13 protein-coding genes are annotated in these 16649 nt (G+C 59.8%); all 13 read left to right on the top strand.

The features are described from left to right. Positions 1-101: 101 nt before the first annotated feature. The 13 genes from HU766_RS00630 to HU766_RS00570 all read left to right on the top strand — a co-directional run bounded on the left by HU766_RS00630 (position 102) and on the right by HU766_RS00570 (position 16642). The gene (locus tag HU766_RS00630; protein WP_186652629.1) at positions 102-2495 is read left to right on the top strand and encodes a TonB-dependent siderophore receptor; all 2394 of its coding nucleotides are present in this window, start codon (positions 102-104) and stop codon (positions 2493-2495) included. 866 nt (positions 2496-3361) lie between these two features. Continuing rightward, on the top strand, positions 3362-3628 hold the full coding sequence (locus tag HU766_RS00625; RefSeq protein WP_095063969.1) for a hypothetical protein: 267 nt from the start codon (positions 3362-3364) through the stop codon (positions 3626-3628). Beyond that, positions 3618-4382: a DotI/IcmL family type IV secretion protein gene (locus HU766_RS00620; protein ID WP_095063844.1), complete on the top strand. Its 765-nt coding sequence runs from the start codon at positions 3618-3620 to the stop codon at positions 4380-4382. The genes HU766_RS00625 and HU766_RS00620 overlap by 11 nt, the downstream gene beginning before the upstream one ends. A 2-nt stretch (positions 4383-4384) precedes the next feature. Beyond that, complete coding sequence (locus HU766_RS00615; RefSeq protein WP_186652628.1) at positions 4385-5404, top strand: DotH/IcmK family type IV secretion protein; 1020 nt, start codon at positions 4385-4387, stop codon at positions 5402-5404. Continuing rightward, a complete protein-coding gene (locus HU766_RS00610; RefSeq protein WP_186652627.1) occupies positions 5401-6843 on the top strand; it encodes a DotG/IcmE/VirB10 family protein in 1443 nt (480 codons plus the stop codon). Before HU766_RS00615 ends, HU766_RS00610 begins: the two co-directional genes overlap by 4 nt. A 10-nt stretch (positions 6844-6853) precedes the next feature. Beyond that, a complete protein-coding gene (locus tag HU766_RS00605) occupies positions 6854-7474 on the top strand; it encodes a type IV secretion protein DotF (RefSeq protein ID WP_095063841.1) in 621 nt (206 codons plus the stop codon). 14 nt (positions 7475-7488) lie between these two features. Then, on the top strand, positions 7489-8073 hold the full coding sequence (locus tag HU766_RS00600; protein WP_095063840.1) for a type IV secretion protein DotIE: 585 nt from the start codon (positions 7489-7491) through the stop codon (positions 8071-8073). A gap of 37 nt (positions 8074-8110) precedes the next feature. Beyond that, on the top strand, positions 8111-8491 hold the full coding sequence (locus HU766_RS00595) for a hypothetical protein (protein WP_095063839.1): 381 nt from the start codon (positions 8111-8113) through the stop codon (positions 8489-8491). Between the two features lie 73 nt (positions 8492-8564). Next, entirely contained in the window at positions 8565-9311 is a 747-nt protein-coding gene (locus tag HU766_RS00590) for an HNH endonuclease (protein WP_095063838.1), read from the top strand. A gap of 63 nt (positions 9312-9374) precedes the next feature. Continuing rightward, on the top strand, positions 9375-12437 hold the full coding sequence (locus tag HU766_RS00585; protein ID WP_095063837.1) for a type IV secretion protein DotO: 3063 nt from the start codon (positions 9375-9377) through the stop codon (positions 12435-12437). Positions 12438-12448: 11 nt separating this feature from the next. Next, complete coding sequence (locus HU766_RS00580; protein ID WP_095063836.1) at positions 12449-15388, top strand: TraM recognition domain-containing protein; 2940 nt, start codon at positions 12449-12451, stop codon at positions 15386-15388. Between the two features lie 109 nt (positions 15389-15497). Next, a complete protein-coding gene (locus HU766_RS00575; protein ID WP_095063835.1) occupies positions 15498-16115 on the top strand; it encodes a hypothetical protein in 618 nt (205 codons plus the stop codon). 2 nt (positions 16116-16117) lie between these two features. Further along, the gene (locus HU766_RS00570) at positions 16118-16642 is read left to right on the top strand and encodes a transglycosylase SLT domain-containing protein (protein ID WP_227696470.1); all 525 of its coding nucleotides are present in this window, start codon (positions 16118-16120) and stop codon (positions 16640-16642) included. The last annotated feature ends 7 nt before the right edge of the window (positions 16643-16649 follow it).

Below are 16649 nucleotides of genomic sequence, written 5' to 3'. Positions count from 1 at the left end.
ACAATGTTGTGAAAATAAATGAGGTGTTTTCTCATTCTCGTTCGGCTTGTAGGGAAGGCCGGAATACAGGCCAGTCCGCCAGCACTCCACGGAGCGAGAAAATGAGTTCGACCCCGGTTCCCCAGCGCCACCCCTTGAATCGAGCCTTGCACGGCGCCTTCCTGGGGCTGGTTGTCAGCAGCTATGCGTTGCCGTCGCTAGCGCAACCATTGCCTGCTGATCACAACAACCCGCTGCAGCAGTGGAGCATCCCTGCCGGCCCGCTGGCGCCGGCGCTTGACCGCTTTGCGCGACAGGCAGGTGTCAGCCTTTCCTACGATGCGCAGAGCATCGCCGACCGCACGACCCAAGGCGTACAAGGCCCGCTTGAAACACCGGCAGCCCTGTCGTCGTTGTTGCAGGGCACCGAGCTACAGGCGCAGCAGCAAGGCCCGAACGCCTACCTGGTGATCCCGCAAGTAAAGCCTGCCGGCCCGCTCGAACTGGGTGCGACCGAGGACTATCGCCTTGCGCCGGTCATCATCAATGCCAAGGTCAAGGCCAGTGCTGACGACGACACCGACTCGGTGGTTGCCAAGGAGCTTTGGGTGGGTGGCAAGGTCGCCACCAGCATCCTCAACACACCTGCGTCCGTGTCTGTGGTTACCCGCAAGGAAATGGAGCAGCGCAGTGTCAGCACCACGGAAGAGGCGCTGCTCTACACCCCCGGCGTCATCAGCGACTTTTATGGCTCGGACGACCGCAACGACTACTTCCAGATCCGCGGCTTCCAGGCCACGACCTACCGCGATGGCCTCACCTTGAGCTCGATGCGCGGCGTGCGTGAAGACCCGTTCGCCTACGAGCGCATCGAGATTCTGCGCGGCGCCAACTCCACCCTGTTTGGCCCGGCAGACCCAGGCGGCTCGGTAAACTTCGTGACCAAACAGCCGCGCTTCGAGCAGTTCGGCCAAGGCTACGTGACCTACGGCTCCTATGACCATGCCGAAACAGGCATCGATGTAGGCGATGCCCTGAACGACGAAAAAACCCTGGCCGGCCGCTTCACCGCCAAGCTGCAGAACAGCGACCGCGAGTACGACCATTCCCAGGACGACAACCGCTTCGTGATGGGTGGCCTGACCTGGGCGCCCACCGACTACACCTCCGCCACAATGATTCTGGACTACCTGAAGACCGACAGTTCGCCGAACAGCGGTGGTTACCCGCTGGACAAGGAATACGACCGCAGCGATTTTTACGGTGAGCCCAGCTACAACTTCCACAACGTCGAGCGCACCAGCCTCAGCGGTAATATCACCCACGACTTCGACAACGGCTTCGTGCTGCGCAGCAACCTGCGTTACAGCGAGTTGAGCGATGACTTTGGCTACGCCTACCTCAGCGATAGCCCGACGCGCGTTGGCACCACCATTCCCCGCTACGTGTTTGGTACCGACAGCGACGCCGACCAACTCAACGGCAACCTGATGCTGCAGTACGATGCCCAGTTCGAGCACGTCGACAGCAGCACCCTGGTGGGTGTGGAATATCTGGACTCGACCACCAAGCAAAGCTCCGTCTATGGCCTGGCGCCTTCGATCGACATCGCCAACCCGGTATTCACCGGTGTGCCAGGCGGCATCACGCCCTATACCCGCAAAAAGAATGACGCCACGACCAAGGCGGTGTTCCTGCAGCAGAACCTGTCGTTCTACGACCGCGTCATCGCCACTGCGGGCGTGCGTAATGACTCCATGGAGCTGTCCAGCAAGGAGTACATCGGCGCGGTGGGGAGTGAAAGCGACAACTTCTCCGAAACCTCTTACCGCGGTGCGCTGACCTACATCGTCAACGATGAGGTTTCGACCTACGTGAGCATGGTCGAATCGGTCTCGCCGCCCCAGGTCGGCGTCACCCCGCAGACCGGCCGGCAGTACGAAGTGGGTATCAAGTATTCGCCCATGGGCATGGACGCGTTGTTCTCCGCTGCCATTTATGACCTGACCCAGGAAAACGTCACCATCGCCGTGGTGCTACCGAGCGGCATCATCGAGCAGCAGACGGTAGGTGAGTCCCGCGTGCGCGGCCTTGATCTGGAAGCCAAGGCGCAAGTGACGCAGAACATCAGCGTGATCGGGGCTTATTCGTATATGGAGTCCGAAGTGCTGCGCGGGGCGTTGTATGACGGCTCGTCGCTCAAGGGTAAGGAATTTACCACCGCGCCGAAGCATTCGGCTTCGTTGTGGAGTTACTACAGCATTCCCGATACAGACGTGAGCGTCGGCCTGGGCGCGCGGTATGTTGGCGCTTATTACATGGATGCTGCCAATACCAAGAAGAGCGATGGGACCACGTTGTTCGATGCGGCTTTGAACTACCGAATTGCCAAGGGCACCGACCTTGCCCTGAACGTCAGCAACCTGTTTGATGAGCAGCATGTGGTGGGTTCCGGCACGGCGAACTACTACAACCCGGGGCGCGAATTCACGGCCAAGTTGAGTTACAACTGGTAAGGCGGGCTTTTGTGAGGCCCGCCTCGCGGCGGGCCAGCAAGCGGCCTGATGCGCTAGCCAGGCTGCCCAGAGGTGGCGTAATGCAATTATTTTTACCCGCTCGTCCAACAATTTAAGCCAGAAAATTTGGGCTGCGACGCAACGTTCGCGGTGGCTAGGGGTCAATCAAGCAAGTTGATGGCAAAAGGCCCCTATCGCATAAAGGTGAATGGATAGTGGAAAATCGCCGTCCGACCCTCGGCAGGGTCCATCGTAGCGGCCCCAGGCGCGCTTGAAAGCAGGATGGACAGACCGGGTCGAGGGCGAACTTCAAGCCTTGAACGATCACACTCTAAACGCGAAATACCCTGTGTCCGTACAGGGTTTATGGAGAGGTCTGGACCACGATCTAGGCCTGTCATGGAGGATATGTTGCGAAATCTGCTGTTCACCCTGCCCGCCATCCTGTCGGCCTGGCCCTTGCGCCAGCGCTGCCCGGTCGCCTGCCCGGCATTCTGAACGCTCATGAATGACCAGGCTGTATAGATCGAAAGATTAGTCCTGCCACGCATTTTTCAAAGTGGTGTTCTGATGGTGCGCCTCCTCGCCTAAGGGGTGCGGCACCTTATGGCCTTGCCAATGAATAAAACCCTTTGAAATCAGGTATTTATTGCCTTTTAGCGGCAGTGCGCAGCTATGGATAACCCTTTCTTTTCCATGGTCAAGGCGTCATGAAGGGTGGTCCAGAAATGGCATGAGGGTTTATGAAGGGGTAACAGAGGCGTGCAAAAATACGTCGCGGATTGCAAGGATTGTCCCTATCTGTCAAAATTTCGGTGTTGCACCTTTCTAAGTTTTGGCTGAAAATGCTGCTCACGGAGCGAGATATGGATGAACTCGAGTCAACGACAACATCATGGGGCAGCAGGTCCAGCGAAGACGTGGATGTACGCGCGCTGCGCCGCTACAACCGAATGCTCTGCGTGCTGCTGGATGTCGGTGAGTGGGCCTGCATGGCCTTGCTCCCCTGTGTAGCGGTCGCCGCCATCTGGCTCGTGACACAAACGAATTTTGAAAACGTCGTGTTCTATGACGGAACCGACTCGATTTGCATTTACGACGGAACGACAGGGGAAATCCGGAATGTCGAGTAAGGAAACCCAGCACGGAACCCCGAGTGGCGATGGGCCGGAAGCTCGTCGGGGCACCGATGAAGAGAAGCTGCTGGAGCTGGCGCTGGACGAAACGCCCGGGGAGGCAGCGGCTACCGTCCGGGAAGTCAAGCGTCTGCAGCTGGAGTGCCTCGACCTCAAGCGCCGTAACAAGCGCGTCTGGGGCCAACTGTTGGCACTCACATGCGTATTCGGCTTGACCATCGGCGCCGTCGTTTTCTGGTACCCCAAGTACCGCTGGATCCCGACCACGGATAACCACGCCATCTGTGAAGTCTCGACTGAAAGCAACCCACGGGTCACCCCTGCGACCTTGGCTGAGTACGCCAAAGACGCCGTCGTCAATTCGTATTCCTACGACTATGTGAATTACCGCTCCAACCTCAATGCCGCCGGTGCCCGCTGGTACACGGATGACGGGCGCAAGGCCTTCCTGAAGACGCTGGACGACTCGGGGAACCTGGAGCGCGTGCTCAAGGGCCGGATGATATTGCGTGCCATGGCGACTCAAGTTGCCCAGGTCGAAGAAAGCGGTGTGCTCGCAACAGGTCAGAACTACTGGCTGGTACAGGTGCCTGTCGCCATCGAATTCTATGTCGGTGGTGACCAGCAGGCGCGCTCGCGCCAGGACTTCCTGGCGGCTGTCACCATCGTTCAGATCCCGGCTTCGGCCACTAACACCAAAGGGATCGCCGTCGATTCTGTTCAGCTGTCGCCGTATATCTCAAGGAAGTGACCATGAAGAAGCATCTGATCGCATCGTTGATTGCGAGCGCTATTGTCATGCCTGCGTTTGCCAACGAGCCGCAAATCGCGCCCGTTACCGTCGATGGCGCCGGGCAAGTCGATGCCGCGCAGGCCAATGAAGCGCCACCCCTGCCGCCCATGAACGGCCTCGGTCGGCAAGTAGCCAGCGCTGCTCAAGTGGTCTACCCACGTCCGGAAGATGTCGTCAACGAAACCATTCAGGATGTGCAGGACTCGCAACTGACCCCTGCGCAACTGGAGCTGGTCAAAAAGCTCTGGCTCGATCGTGAAAAACAGAAAGCCACGCCCTACGTCAGCCCGGCCAAGCCTGTGACTCGCACCCTGGCACTGAACCTGGATCCGGGCGTGTCGCCGCCCATCGTTCGCCTGAGCAAAGGCCAGCAATCATCGATCGTGTTCTCTGACTATGCCGGGCAACCGTGGATGATCCAGAACGTCTCGATCAACCGTGAGTTGTTCAGCGATGGGCGCGAGCGCGGTGCGCAAGGCGGTCAGGGGCAGGGCGGCGGGGTGACGCCTACCAACATCCTGACCCTGGACCCAGCCACTGCTGCTGCCTACGGCAACGTGACCGTCACCCTGCGTGGCCTGTCCACCCCGATCATTCTGATTCTGGCCGCAGGCCAGGAGGAAGTGGACATGCGGGTGGATGCCAAGGTGCCAGGGCGCAACCCTGACGCTGCGGCCTCGGTTGCCCTGCAGAACATGCCAAGCATCGACAATGCGCTGACCTACTTCCTCGATGGCGTGCCGCCGAAGGAAGCGCTGCGCCTGAGGGTGACCGGGTTGGATGGCGTGGAGGCCTGGAGCTATCGCCAGAACATGTATGTGAAAGCGAAGGCTGACGCTCAGTACCCGGCGTACACCAACGCTGCGCGCAGCACGACTGGGGTGGCCGTGTATCGCTACGCCGGCTTGCAGAACAGCGTCACGTTCACGACCGGTGGGCAAGCCGTTACCGTCTTCATCGAGCAAGGGAATCTGCAATGAGTGAGAACAATACACCGCCCAGTGACGCAGGCTTTGATGAAGAGCACGATCACCTGGTGGCCGATCGCGACGAAGCCTCTGCCGGGAAGTCGGACAAGGCGCGCAAGTCGAACGAGATGCAGCGCAATCTGCAAGCCGTGTTCGGCTCGGGTGTTGGCAAGGTCTCGCTGATTGCTGCTGGCATCGTGGTGGTTGCGTTGGGGGCGCTGGCCTACAACGGCATGACCGCCAAGGACGAGCCGGTCGGCCAGACGGCCAAGGTCGATGTGCCTCGTGCGCCACAGCCCGAAGTGTCGGTCGATCCGATTTCGGCTGCCGAAGCCGAACGTCGCAACCAGCGCAGCTCACTGGAAGCTCAGCAGGCCGCCGAGCGCGGCATGTCGTATCAGCCGGGCTTCGACCCCAACATCGTGGCCTCCACCAGCAAGGACTACGCCCGCGATCAGGCGGTGCAGTTCAATGTACCTGGGCAACCCTACAACGATACCAGTGCTCCGCCGCCGATCTATGTCGGGGCCGGCCAACCGCCCCGCGAAGAGGCGGCGAACGCTGCGCTAGCGGCTCGCCAGCAAGGTGGTGCGGGCAACGCCCAGGTAGAGGAGCAGGAGCGTCGGCGCCTGGAGGAAGAGCTGAAAAAGGCCCGCCAAGAGCGCGATGCCTACGTTAGCGAGCTGAAAAGCGAAACGCTCAAGTCGATCAAGCAGCTCATGGGCGAGTCGGAAAGCGCCAAAGGGTTTGCTGAAAAAAGCAGCTTCAGCACGGTCAGCTACTACCCGGCCGAGCGCGCTGTGGCCGACGACGGGGGCGCTATGGCGCGTACCGCCAAGGACAAGAAAGACCCCAGCGCCATCGAGGCCGTGGGCGATACCGACCGCGAATTGCTGATCAAGACCGGCACGATCATGTATGCCACGCTCGATGCCGAGGTCAACACCGATGACGGCGGCGATGTCCTGGCAACCATCCGTGGCGGCAAGTGGAACGGCTCCAAACTGATCGGCAAGATCGAGCAGGCGCCGGACAACATCCGCGTCAAGTTCACCATTCTTGCGCCGCCGGTAAACGACACACGCCCCACCATGCGTATCAGTGCAGTGGCGCTTCGCGAAGACGATGCCAAGCAAGGCATTGCCGAGACGAAGGACCACCACACCATGGAGCGCTACTTTGCACTGGGCGCTGCCTCGCTGCTGTCCGGTTACGGCCGGGCCTACCAGCAGACGGCGGGCACCACGGTCATCAGCCCGAGCGGCGTAGTGGCCCAGACCACCACCGAGCCTTCCTCCAAGCAGGTTATCGGCATGTCGGTTGGTGAGCTGGGTACCTCCATCGCCTCGGAAGTGCGCCGTGGGTTCAACCGGCCTGCTACTTACGCGACGCCTGCGAACAAGGGCTTTGGCCTGTTCTTCCTGCAAGACGTTCACGATCAATCTCGATAAGGAGTTCGACATGAAGAACTGGTCGTTCGGAAAACTTTTAGGCGTTTTTGCCGGCAGCTTCGTGGCCCTCATCCTCATCGCCGTGATGGTGATGAAGGTGTCGTCGTCGCCCGCCAAAGCCAAGCGCATGACGCCAGCCCAGGCGCAGGCTGCGCAACAGCCGCGGATGGATGTGCTGAGCATTGAGTTGGCCAAGTCCAAGGAGCAGGCGCAAGCCGCCCTCGAGGCCCAGCAGAACAGTGAGAAACAGCTGAAGATCGTGCGTCAGGAATCCCAGCACAATACCCAGCTGCTGCTCAACCAGATCAAGCAGCTGGATAGCACCCTCTCTGGGCTGAACCAGCGCATGGACTATTTCGAGGCGAGCCGTCAGCGGGTAGACATCGTCAAGCCGCCGCGCAAGGCCCCGGTAGCCACCCCGGCGCAAGGGCTTGCCAAAGGCGGCCATGCAATCCCGCAGTCCAGTGGCTACAAGGTGCAGGCGATTGTCGGGCACCGCGCCTGGGTCAAGAGCGGCGAGCGTGAAGACAGCGTAAAAGCCGGCGAAAGATTGCCGCCTGTACAGCGTGAACTGAATGTACTCGCGGTGGATGGCAACAGTGGCATCGTGGTCACCGCGCCCGCGCTTTAAATAGGGAAATACACATGGCAGCCGGATATGCCGATCTCGTAGATGTGATGGTCAACATCGGTAAAGTCATACCGACGGCGATCATGATGTGCCAGGGTATTGCCGCGCTTATCGGGCTTTACCTGACCTCTGCTGCGTTGGTGGAAATTTGGGGCGTTACCCACGACAACGCATTGAAGTATGTTGCCGGGCGCCAGCGGTTTTCCGTCGGTTCAGCGTGTGTGCAATTGGTCATTGGCTCGATTTTACTGGCCATCGGCACACTGGAGTGGATGGGTATCATGTCGCGCACGTTGACAGGCGATTATGCCAACTCGCGCATGCTGTCTTATTCCTCTTCCGGGAGCACGTTGCAAGCGCAAGCACAACTGGCAACGCTGGCCCTGTTGGGCATCATGCAAGTGGTCGGTTTCATTGCCATGGTGAAAGGCTGGTTGACGGTTAACGGTTATTACAACAATCAAACGCAAGCCGGCTTGGGTACTGCCAGTGGGTGGATTATTGGCGGCATCTTGGCGTGGAACTTCAAATGGTTCAGCGATGTACTCAACAACACAATCGGATTCAATCTGGTTGGACTTTTCACGCCGTGGTCGTAACGGCTTCACGCACTATGAAACCCAAGGAGCGTCACTCATGAAAGCACTCAAAACCCTTAAAGCTGCTTACGATTCGGCCAAAGTTCGCGCAATTACCGCTGCTGTCGGCGCCCTGACCGCGCCATCGGCATTCGCCATCACCAAGACCGACCTGACCCAGGATACCTCTGGCGGCAAGACGGCCAGCGATGTCATGACCAACATCGACGACACCGCCCAGGGCGGTGCCACGCTGCTGATCTCCCTGGTGTCGATTGGTGGCTTCGTGGTCGTGGCCATGTCGCTTTACACCCTGTGGAAAGCTTCCAAGGACGAGCGTGAAAAGCCACTGTCCGCCATCGTCGGCCTGTTCATCGGCGGCTTGATGGCGGGTGTCGGTACCGTGATGTGGATCATGCGCAACACCACCGTCGGCTAAGGCTGCGCGCCGCCTACCGTAGCGCGGGGCGCAATGCCCCGCATTCTCAATAACCGTTTCGGGGATTTCAGACGTGAGCGAACAACCCTCTCCTGAGAACAAGGCCGTCAATGTCCCCACCCTGGCAAGTGGCTATCTCAGCCGTACTGCCAACCAGCCGGTATTTGGTGTGCGTCGACCGCTTTGGCGCTCCGACGATGACCAACGCACGTTGCTGAGTGAAGCGAACGCCAAACTTCGCACGGCCGTGTGGCAGCGCGACAATTACACCTGCCGCTTCTGTGGTTTCAAGTCTGCCAAGTTTCAGGAACTTCACGCGCTGGATGGCAATGCCGAAAACTGCAGCAAAGAGAATCTCGTCACTGCGTGCAACTTGTGCCGCCAGGTGCATCACCTGGGCGCGTGTGCCATGAACAACACGGGCTTTTTCGTGGCCGTTCAGGAGTTGACGCAGACCGAAATCAACCTTATTGCCCGTTGTATTTACGTGAACGAATTACTGGGCGATGTGGCCGTCAATGAGAAACTGGCCAGCCTGCTGGCGGCGTTCAAGTTTCGTGGCAGCGACACCCTCAAGGAAGTGTATGGCGGTGAACTGATCACCGTGCTTGGCGTGGCAGAAACACTCGCCAGCAAGCACCTGGTCAGTGATGAGGAATACGCCAGGCGTGGTGAGTGGCTGGCCCCGCTGCGCCTGTTTCCCACCAAGCGCGCATTCAAGGACGGGCAACTTGAATACTACGCAACGCATAACCGCGCGCTGTTTTTGCCCGACAGTTGGTCTGCATTGACCGGCCAACTATTCAAGCATTTTGCTTAATGCACCCGAACGCAGAGCTGATCAGCCTCGCCGTTGAGAACGTTATCAAGGGAGAACAAGGACATGTTTAACAAACTCGAGGCGGTGATCCTGACGGTTCTGAGCCAGCTCAAAGCAGACGTGCAGGACTACTGCGACCTGGAGACGGTCGATGGTGGGCAGTCCATCGTCGCCAACGACGGTTCGCTGGCTTCAATCGTGCGCTTCAACGGCACCAAGAGCGTGCTGGGTCGCGAACAGTTCGAACGGCTCGTGAGCTTGCTGGAAGCATCGCTTGCCGTGTACTTCAAGGTGCGCGGCCATCACCTGCAGATTGTCTTCAGCCGTGACCTGGATGCCACCGCGCCGCTGGAGCAGAACGCCTTGCAGCAGGCGGCTACCGCCGAGCGGCTGAACCTGAACGTACGCCACCTGATCAATGAAGGGGTAAAAAAGTACGCGCAGTATGTGTATGACGAAGAATGCTACCTGGTGTTCTGGTCGCGGCCCGCGCTGCTTGACCAGACTGAAAAGACGATGGCCCGCGAAGCCACCAACGAGTTCAGAAAAGCCTCGGACTGGCCCGCTACCGCCGAGGCGCAGAACCTGCTGCGCCCCATCTCCTACCTCAAGGATCGCCACCTTTCCTTCGTCGCCAAGATTACCGAGGACCTGACGTCCCCCGAGTTCGGCTGCTCGGCCGATGTGCTCGACGTCAGCGAAGCGATTCGCGCAATCCGTGCCAAGGTGAACCCCGACATTACTCCGCGTAGCTGGAAGCCTTATATTCCTGGCAGCGCAATCCCGATGCGCTGGAAGGCCAACAACCGCAGCAATGACAAGTCGGAGTTCATGTACCCCACGCTGCCCAGCCAGATCATGGTCACCTCTGGCGAAATTGGCAGTGGGCAACGCACAAGCCTGCTGCCAGACCCCACCAGCGTCAGGGTCGGCTCGCGGGTGTATGCGCCTTTGCTGATGTCGATTCCGCCGGCAGAGCCGCAGTACTTCAATACCCTGTTCAACAGCCTCAACCGTGCAGAAACCCAGGAAAACGGCGTGTCCAGGGCCTTGCCGTACTCCATGTCGATCATGCTGTCTTCCGATGGCATGAGTGTGCTGGCCTGGAAAAGCCTGTTTGCCCAACTGCTTTCGGTCACCTCCGAACAGAACCGCAACATCAACCTGGCCACCAAAGAACTGCGCGAGCGTGTGCGCGACGGCGAGTGCATGGTAAAGCTGCAAATTGCCGCGATGACCTGGTCCAGCCCCGACGAGAAAGGCGTGAAGGAACTTGCGCTGCGCAAATCGAAGCTGTGGCGCACCCTGGAGGCATGGGGGCAACCGGTATTCATCGAGCGTACCGGCAACCCGATGCAGGCGTTCCAGTCCAACTGCCTGGCCTTGACCACCAAGCACCTCGGCGACCCTGCGGCCGCGCCGCTGGGCGATGCGGTGGCCATGCTGCCGCTGACCCGGCCCGCGTCGCCGTTCCAGGAGGGGTCGACCATCTACCGTAGCCTGGATGGCAAGATCCTCAAGTATCAGCGCTTCTCGTCCCAGCAGACCACATGGATCACCTTGATCGCCGGCAAGCCGGGTTCGGGCAAATCGGTGTTGATGAACAACAACCATTTCGAGTCCTGCCTGATGCCGGGCCTGACGGGCCTGCCCTACATCGGCATTACCGATATCGGGATTTCCTCGTCCGGCTTCTGCGACCTGGTTCGCGACAACCTGCCACCCAGGCTTCATCACCTGGTGGTGTACAAACGTTTGCAGAACGCCAGAAAGGACTGCATCAACCCGCTTGATACGCCGCTGGGCCAGCGTTATCCACTGCCAAAGGACCGTGAGTTCAACAAGAACTTCCTGACCATCCTGGTGACGCCGCCCGAGCGCGAAAAACCTTACGAAGGGATGAGCAACTTTGTGGGGCGCATGGTCGACCTGGCCTACCGACGCAAGGACGACAAGATCGAGCGGGCCAGCCCGGAGACCTACAAGCCCGGGCACAACGACGTGGTGGACACGGCGGTGGCGCAGCTGGGCTTCCGCATTCTTCCTGCCACCACCTACTGGGAACTGGTCGATGCGATGTTCGACGCCGGCATGGTGTACGAAGCCGAGGTGACCCAGCGCTATGCGGTGCCGACCCTCAATGATCTGGTAGCGGTGGCATCGACCGAAGAGGTTCGCGCCGAATACGAAGGCTCTGGCGAGGTGGGGCGCAGCCTGGTCGATGCCTTCATCCTCGGCATTCGCGAATCAGTCGGCGACTTCCCGGTGTTCTCCGACCACACCCGCTTCGACGTGGGCAGTGCCCGCATCGTTGCCCTCGACCTGCAGGACGTTGCGCTGCAGGGCTCTGCTTCGGCCAAGAAGCAGACTGCACTGATGTACATGATCGCTCGCCAGTGCTTCATGAAAAAGGTGGCCTTCTCGAAAGAGGACTTCCCCTTCTTCACCGAGAAGTACCTGCCGTTCTACGAGCGTCTGGTCGCCGACCTGGTAGACGAATACAAGGTCATGTGCATGGACGAGTTCCACAAGACTGGCGGCCACTCCGGGCTTCAGGAACAGATGCAGACCGACGGCCGTGAGGCGCGAAAGTGGAACATGGAAATCATCCTGGCTTCCCAGTTGATGGAGGACTTCGGCCCGCTCACCAAGATCGCCACGGCCACGTTCATCCTCGACTCGGGCACCAAGGAAACCCGCGACTGGCTCCGCAAGAACATTGGCCTTTCCGATACCGAAGAACATGCGCTGGTCAATTTCGTCCACGGTGCGAACAAGCACGGCTGTACGTTCCTGGCGCGTTTCGAGACCAAGAACGCCAGTTACAGCCAGCTGTTCACCATGTCTGCCGGGCCGATGCGGCTCTGGGCACTGACCACCACCGCCGAAGACCGCAAGCTGCGCACCATGCTCTATGAGCATATGCCGCGCCCGGATGCGTTGGCGCTGCTTGCCCGACGCTTCCCGTCAGGGGGCTGCAAGGACATGGTCGAGCGGCTCAAGCGCGAAACGTTCAAGGACGTCGAGTTTGTCGATGACGACATGGAGCAGTCCGTGATTGCGCGGATCGCCAAGGATTTGGTCGCTGACTACATCAGCGCCAGTGCATTCGAAGACGTGGTTTAAGGGGGCGACAGATGGCTCAGTACAAGGGCGCATCCCGTCAGCATGAAGTCAGCAGCAGCCGGCGGCGCAAAGATACTCGCCTGGCCGGGCAGCGCTTCAGTGACTTCTTTCAATCTGCCGAAGGTGCGGTGTTCGGTACGTTCGCGTTGCCGATCCTGGCCCTGGTACTGATCAAGGTGCCTTTTTCGGGTGAGCTGCTGTTGCTGCTGGCCTGGGCCTTCAAGCGCAAGTTCGTGGCGGTGGATAACCGGGCGTTCGATTTCCCGTACCGGGTGCCAAAGCTGGCGGATGTCAACGATGGTTCCTACAAGGGCAAGAAGAAGGGCGAGGGTGTCACCCTCTTCGGCAACGACCTGGAAACCAAAGAGCAGATCTACGCCGGCGACAGTGACCTGAGGACGCACCAGCTGGTACTGGGCACCACCGGTTCTGGCAAGCCTCAGCCCAAGCATGCCAAGGTACTCACGCCGAAGGGCTGGGTTGCGATGGGCCAGGTCAAGGTGGGCGATAGCGTGTGCACACCCGATGGCAAGCACGCCGCTGTGTTGCGGGTGATCGAGCAGGGCATCCAGCCGATCTGGACCATCGCCACGCGCGACGGCCGCCGTGCCCAGGCGACCGGCGACCACCTGTGGCGCGTCCTCAGCCGCGAACCGGACGGCACTGAACAAGCCCATACCGTGACCACCGATGCCATTCGGGCGCTGATGGCCCGTGGCGTCGTGGTGATGCTGCCGAAGGTGCGCAAGAAGCGCGGTACGGCCAAGTTCGACGGTTGGGCAGAGGTCTGGAAAGTCACCGCTGCCGGCCAGGCGCAGTGCCAGTGCATCGAGATCGATCACCCACACCACCTGTACATCACCGACGACAGCCTGGTCACCCATAACACCGAGCTGTTGCTGGGCATCGTGTTCAACGCACTGGTACAGAACACGGGCTTCATCTATGTCGATGGCAAGGGCGACCCCAAGCTGCAGAAGGAAATATTCCGCCTGTCGCGCTACCTGGGGCGTGAAGATGACCTGTTGATCATCAACTTCATCACCTCTGGCCGCGACTTCGTGGAGAAGCAGGTCGACAAGGTCACCAACAACATGAACATGATGGGGAACACCTCGTCCGGCATGTTGATCGAGCTGATCGTCTCGCTGATGGATGACTCGGGCGGTGGCGGCGACATGTGGAAAGGCCGCGCAATCATGTTCGTGGCGGCGTTGACCCGGCCACTGACCTACCTGCGTGACAAGGGGCACATCAACCTGTCGCCAGAGAAGTACCTGGAATACTTCGAGCTGAACATCATCGAAGAACTGGTGTGGGAGCACGGTGGCAAATACGGCGACATGTTCGATGTCATCGTCGCACCGTTGCGCTCGTACCTGCTGACGCTGCCGGGCTATCAGAAAGCCAAGTTGAAGAAGCAGGAAACCAAGACCCTCGAACAGCACGGTTACATCGTGATGCAGCTGGGGCGGATCTTCAACGACCTGACGTTCAACTATGGGCACATCTTCAAGACCCGGGTCGGCGATGTCGATTTCTACGATGTGGTGATCAACCGACGGCTGCTGGTGGTGCTGCTGCCTGCACTGGAGCGGGCACCGGACAGCATGCGCATGCTCGGCAAGATGATCGTCGGCAGCATCAAGCAGATGATGGCCGGCTGCCTGGGTAACCGGGTTGAAGGGGTTGTGCGCGAAATCATCGACAGCCGCCCCACGGGCTCGGAGTTCCCGTTCTATACCATCCTCGATGAATACGGCTATTACGCCGTGGTCGGCTTCGCGGTGGCCCCGGCCCAGGCGCGCAGCCTGGGCTTCAGCGTGACGTTTGCCGCGCAGGACTTCTCTTCGCTTAAAAAATCCAGTGCCGAAGAAGCCGATGCCACCTGGGAAAACACCAATATCCGGGCCGTCGGCCGACTGACTTCGGGTACCGAGTCCGAGACCTGGCGGCGCGTGCAGGGTGCGGCGGCGGAGTCTTCGCAGGCCATGGTAGGTAATTTCGAGCGCTCGCCGGGGGGCGCCAATGAAAAACTGCGACAGTCCGACAATGTCGCGATCGAGCAGCGTAGCCGGTTGAACTACGACGACGTCGCCATGCAGGAAAACGGCGAATTCACGTTCCTGATCGGCAAGAAATCGCAGAATGGCAAAACCGGTGGCGTGGCGCTTATCCGTGGCCTTGGCTTCTACACCGCTGGCCCTGCACCCAAAGAAATGCGGATCAACGACTTCATCCCTGTCGAGCCGCCAGAGCCTTCGGACCTGCCTCAGAGCAGGGCGTCGCGCAAGGCGTTTGTCGACAGCCTGAAAGACGGCTCATTCGCCAAGCGGGTGCGCTCGGTGGTGAAGGGCGACCCGACCTTTGCTCGCATGCACAGCGCCTTCGAGCATAACTATGCAGATGCCGACCGGCCTGTGCTTGGCCGCCTGGACACCTCGTTCGCTGTACTTGGGGCATATCTGTCGGGCAGTTTGCAAAAGCCACCGGCCGCTGCGCCCTTGCCGGTAACGCCAGCGCCTGAGGCCGTGGCGCAAGTTGCTGTTGCGCCTGCACCCACGCCGCAGCCTGACCCGCTGAGCCAGGCGTCGATCGAAGCAAGCCTGCTGGCCGTGGCGGACATGATCGCTGAGACGGCAGTGGCGCCGGTGGTTGCCGCCCCGGATGAAAAGGTATTGGACGCGGCGTGGGAGGGTGAATTGGCCATTGCCGAGCCGCAGCAGTTGCTCGACATGCAGCTGATGGCGGCCGGCGAGGGCTTTGAATCGTTGTCCGACAAATGGGCCGCGCAGGAGCGGATCCAGACTACCTGCGATGCCATCGCCCGCGAAACGGCCTATGTCATCGCGCCCGAGCCTGAAGCACTCGGCGTGGCTGGGGTACGCAAACAGTTGAGTGACCTGGATGCGCGATGCCGTGAGTTGATCAAGGGGCAGCCAGACAGCTAAGTGGCAACCCGTTGGTCGGAAGCTGTTTGATGGTTGTGTCATAAATTGACGACGATATAAATCTGACAGATAATCAGAAACTAGAATTTCTGCATGCTATGGTGAGGCGATGGGGCTGTTCAGCACAGGGAAGAAAGTAGCGAAGTACGCGTTCATCAAAATGCCGATGGCGGCGTTGGGCGTAAACCAGCTGCGCATGGGCAACCAGCACATCAAGTCGCTGTGGCAGTCGAATTTCAGCCCCGCCTGCCCGGAGTGCGAGCGGGGTGTGCTGCTCAAGGCCGAAGGCGATCACCAGGAGCTTGAACAAAGCCCCAAGGGCAAGATCCGCGTACTGCACAGCTGGGGCTGCAACAACTGCGACTTTGCGTTGTTCGAAGAGGATGACGTCAAGAAGGTCCGGGATCACGCCGCGCGCTATCGCAACGAGCGGGTCAAAGAACAGCTGACGACCATCGAGCGCGATGAGATCGACCGCATCGCTCGCAACCACCGGTTGCATTCCAGGGCGTTTTTCATCGCCAGCGTTGTCGCCATCCTCGGGTTTATCTACATGCTCGCAACCGGCGCGGGCGTGATGGTGGCCCTGAACTGGCTGTCGATCGGCTTCGCGCTGTGGGTCTTCGGCATGAAGAAGTCCTACCGCTGCTGGCAGGTTTCGACAGGGCAGTTGTTCGTCGAAGGGGCATTCTGGTTCTGGTTCCAGCACCAGAAGTGGATCATCTGAGCATGGCCGGCAAGTGGTTGTACCGCGTAGTCGTCCCGTTGACGCTGTGGCCCGCGTTGGCCCAGGCGGACGACTTTTATGCCGTGCGGCCGGCGGACATCGAATGTGTCGTTCAGGCAGCCCAGCGCCAAGGCGTACCTGCCAATGTGCTGCTGGCCATTTCCAGCAAGGAAAGTGGCAAGAACGGGCAGAGTGTCTCGAACAGCAACGGCACTTTCGACCTTGGCCACTTCCAGATCAACACCACCCATTGGGGCCCGAAAGGCGTGTTCGCCTCATACCCGGCAATCACCAAGTCCGATGTCGCCTGGCGGGGCTGTTACAACGCGGAATTGGCAGCATGGCTGCTGCGTCAGAAGCTCGACGAAAGAAACGGTCAGGATTTCTGGACCCGCGCTGCCAATTACCATTCCCGTACCAAAAAATTCAACGACATCTACAAGAAAGGCCTGATTCCGCTCGCGGTGAAATGGGGCAAGTACCTCGAACAGCAGCGCCACGCCCAGTACGTGGTGAGCTACCAGTAGAACAGGC

Origin of the sequence: Pseudomonas sp. SWRI77 (assembly GCF_014269105.1) — a bacterium.
Classification (GTDB): Bacteria; Pseudomonadota; Gammaproteobacteria; order Pseudomonadales; family Pseudomonadaceae; genus Aquipseudomonas; species Aquipseudomonas capeferrum.
The sequence above is the reverse complement of the archived record's forward strand: the minus strand, read 5'-3'. Positions and strand labels throughout refer to the sequence as shown.

Excerpts from the sequence above, each read along its gene's own strand:
- HU766_RS00630 (WP_186652629.1), top strand. The coding sequence starts at position 102 with ATGAGTTCGACCCCGGTTCCCCAGCGCCACCCCTTGAATCGAGCCTTG.
- HU766_RS00625 (WP_095063969.1), top strand. The coding sequence starts at position 3,362 with ATGGATGAACTCGAGTCAACGACAACATCATGGGGCAGCAGGTCCAGC.
- HU766_RS00620 (WP_095063844.1), top strand. The coding sequence starts at position 3,618 with ATGTCGAGTAAGGAAACCCAGCACGGAACCCCGAGTGGCGATGGGCCG.
- HU766_RS00615 (WP_186652628.1), top strand. The coding sequence starts at position 4,385 with ATGAAGAAGCATCTGATCGCATCGTTGATTGCGAGCGCTATTGTCATG.
- HU766_RS00610 (WP_186652627.1), top strand. The coding sequence starts at position 5,401 with ATGAGTGAGAACAATACACCGCCCAGTGACGCAGGCTTTGATGAAGAG.
- HU766_RS00605 (WP_095063841.1), top strand. The coding sequence starts at position 6,854 with ATGAAGAACTGGTCGTTCGGAAAACTTTTAGGCGTTTTTGCCGGCAGC.
- HU766_RS00600 (WP_095063840.1), top strand. The coding sequence starts at position 7,489 with ATGGCAGCCGGATATGCCGATCTCGTAGATGTGATGGTCAACATCGGT.
- HU766_RS00595 (WP_095063839.1), top strand. The coding sequence starts at position 8,111 with ATGAAAGCACTCAAAACCCTTAAAGCTGCTTACGATTCGGCCAAAGTT.
- HU766_RS00585 (WP_095063837.1), top strand. The coding sequence starts at position 9,375 with ATGTTTAACAAACTCGAGGCGGTGATCCTGACGGTTCTGAGCCAGCTC.
- HU766_RS00580 (WP_095063836.1), top strand. The coding sequence starts at position 12,449 with ATGGCTCAGTACAAGGGCGCATCCCGTCAGCATGAAGTCAGCAGCAGC.
- HU766_RS00575 (WP_095063835.1), top strand. The coding sequence starts at position 15,498 with ATGGGGCTGTTCAGCACAGGGAAGAAAGTAGCGAAGTACGCGTTCATC.
- HU766_RS00570 (WP_227696470.1), top strand. The coding sequence starts at position 16,118 with ATGGCCGGCAAGTGGTTGTACCGCGTAGTCGTCCCGTTGACGCTGTGG.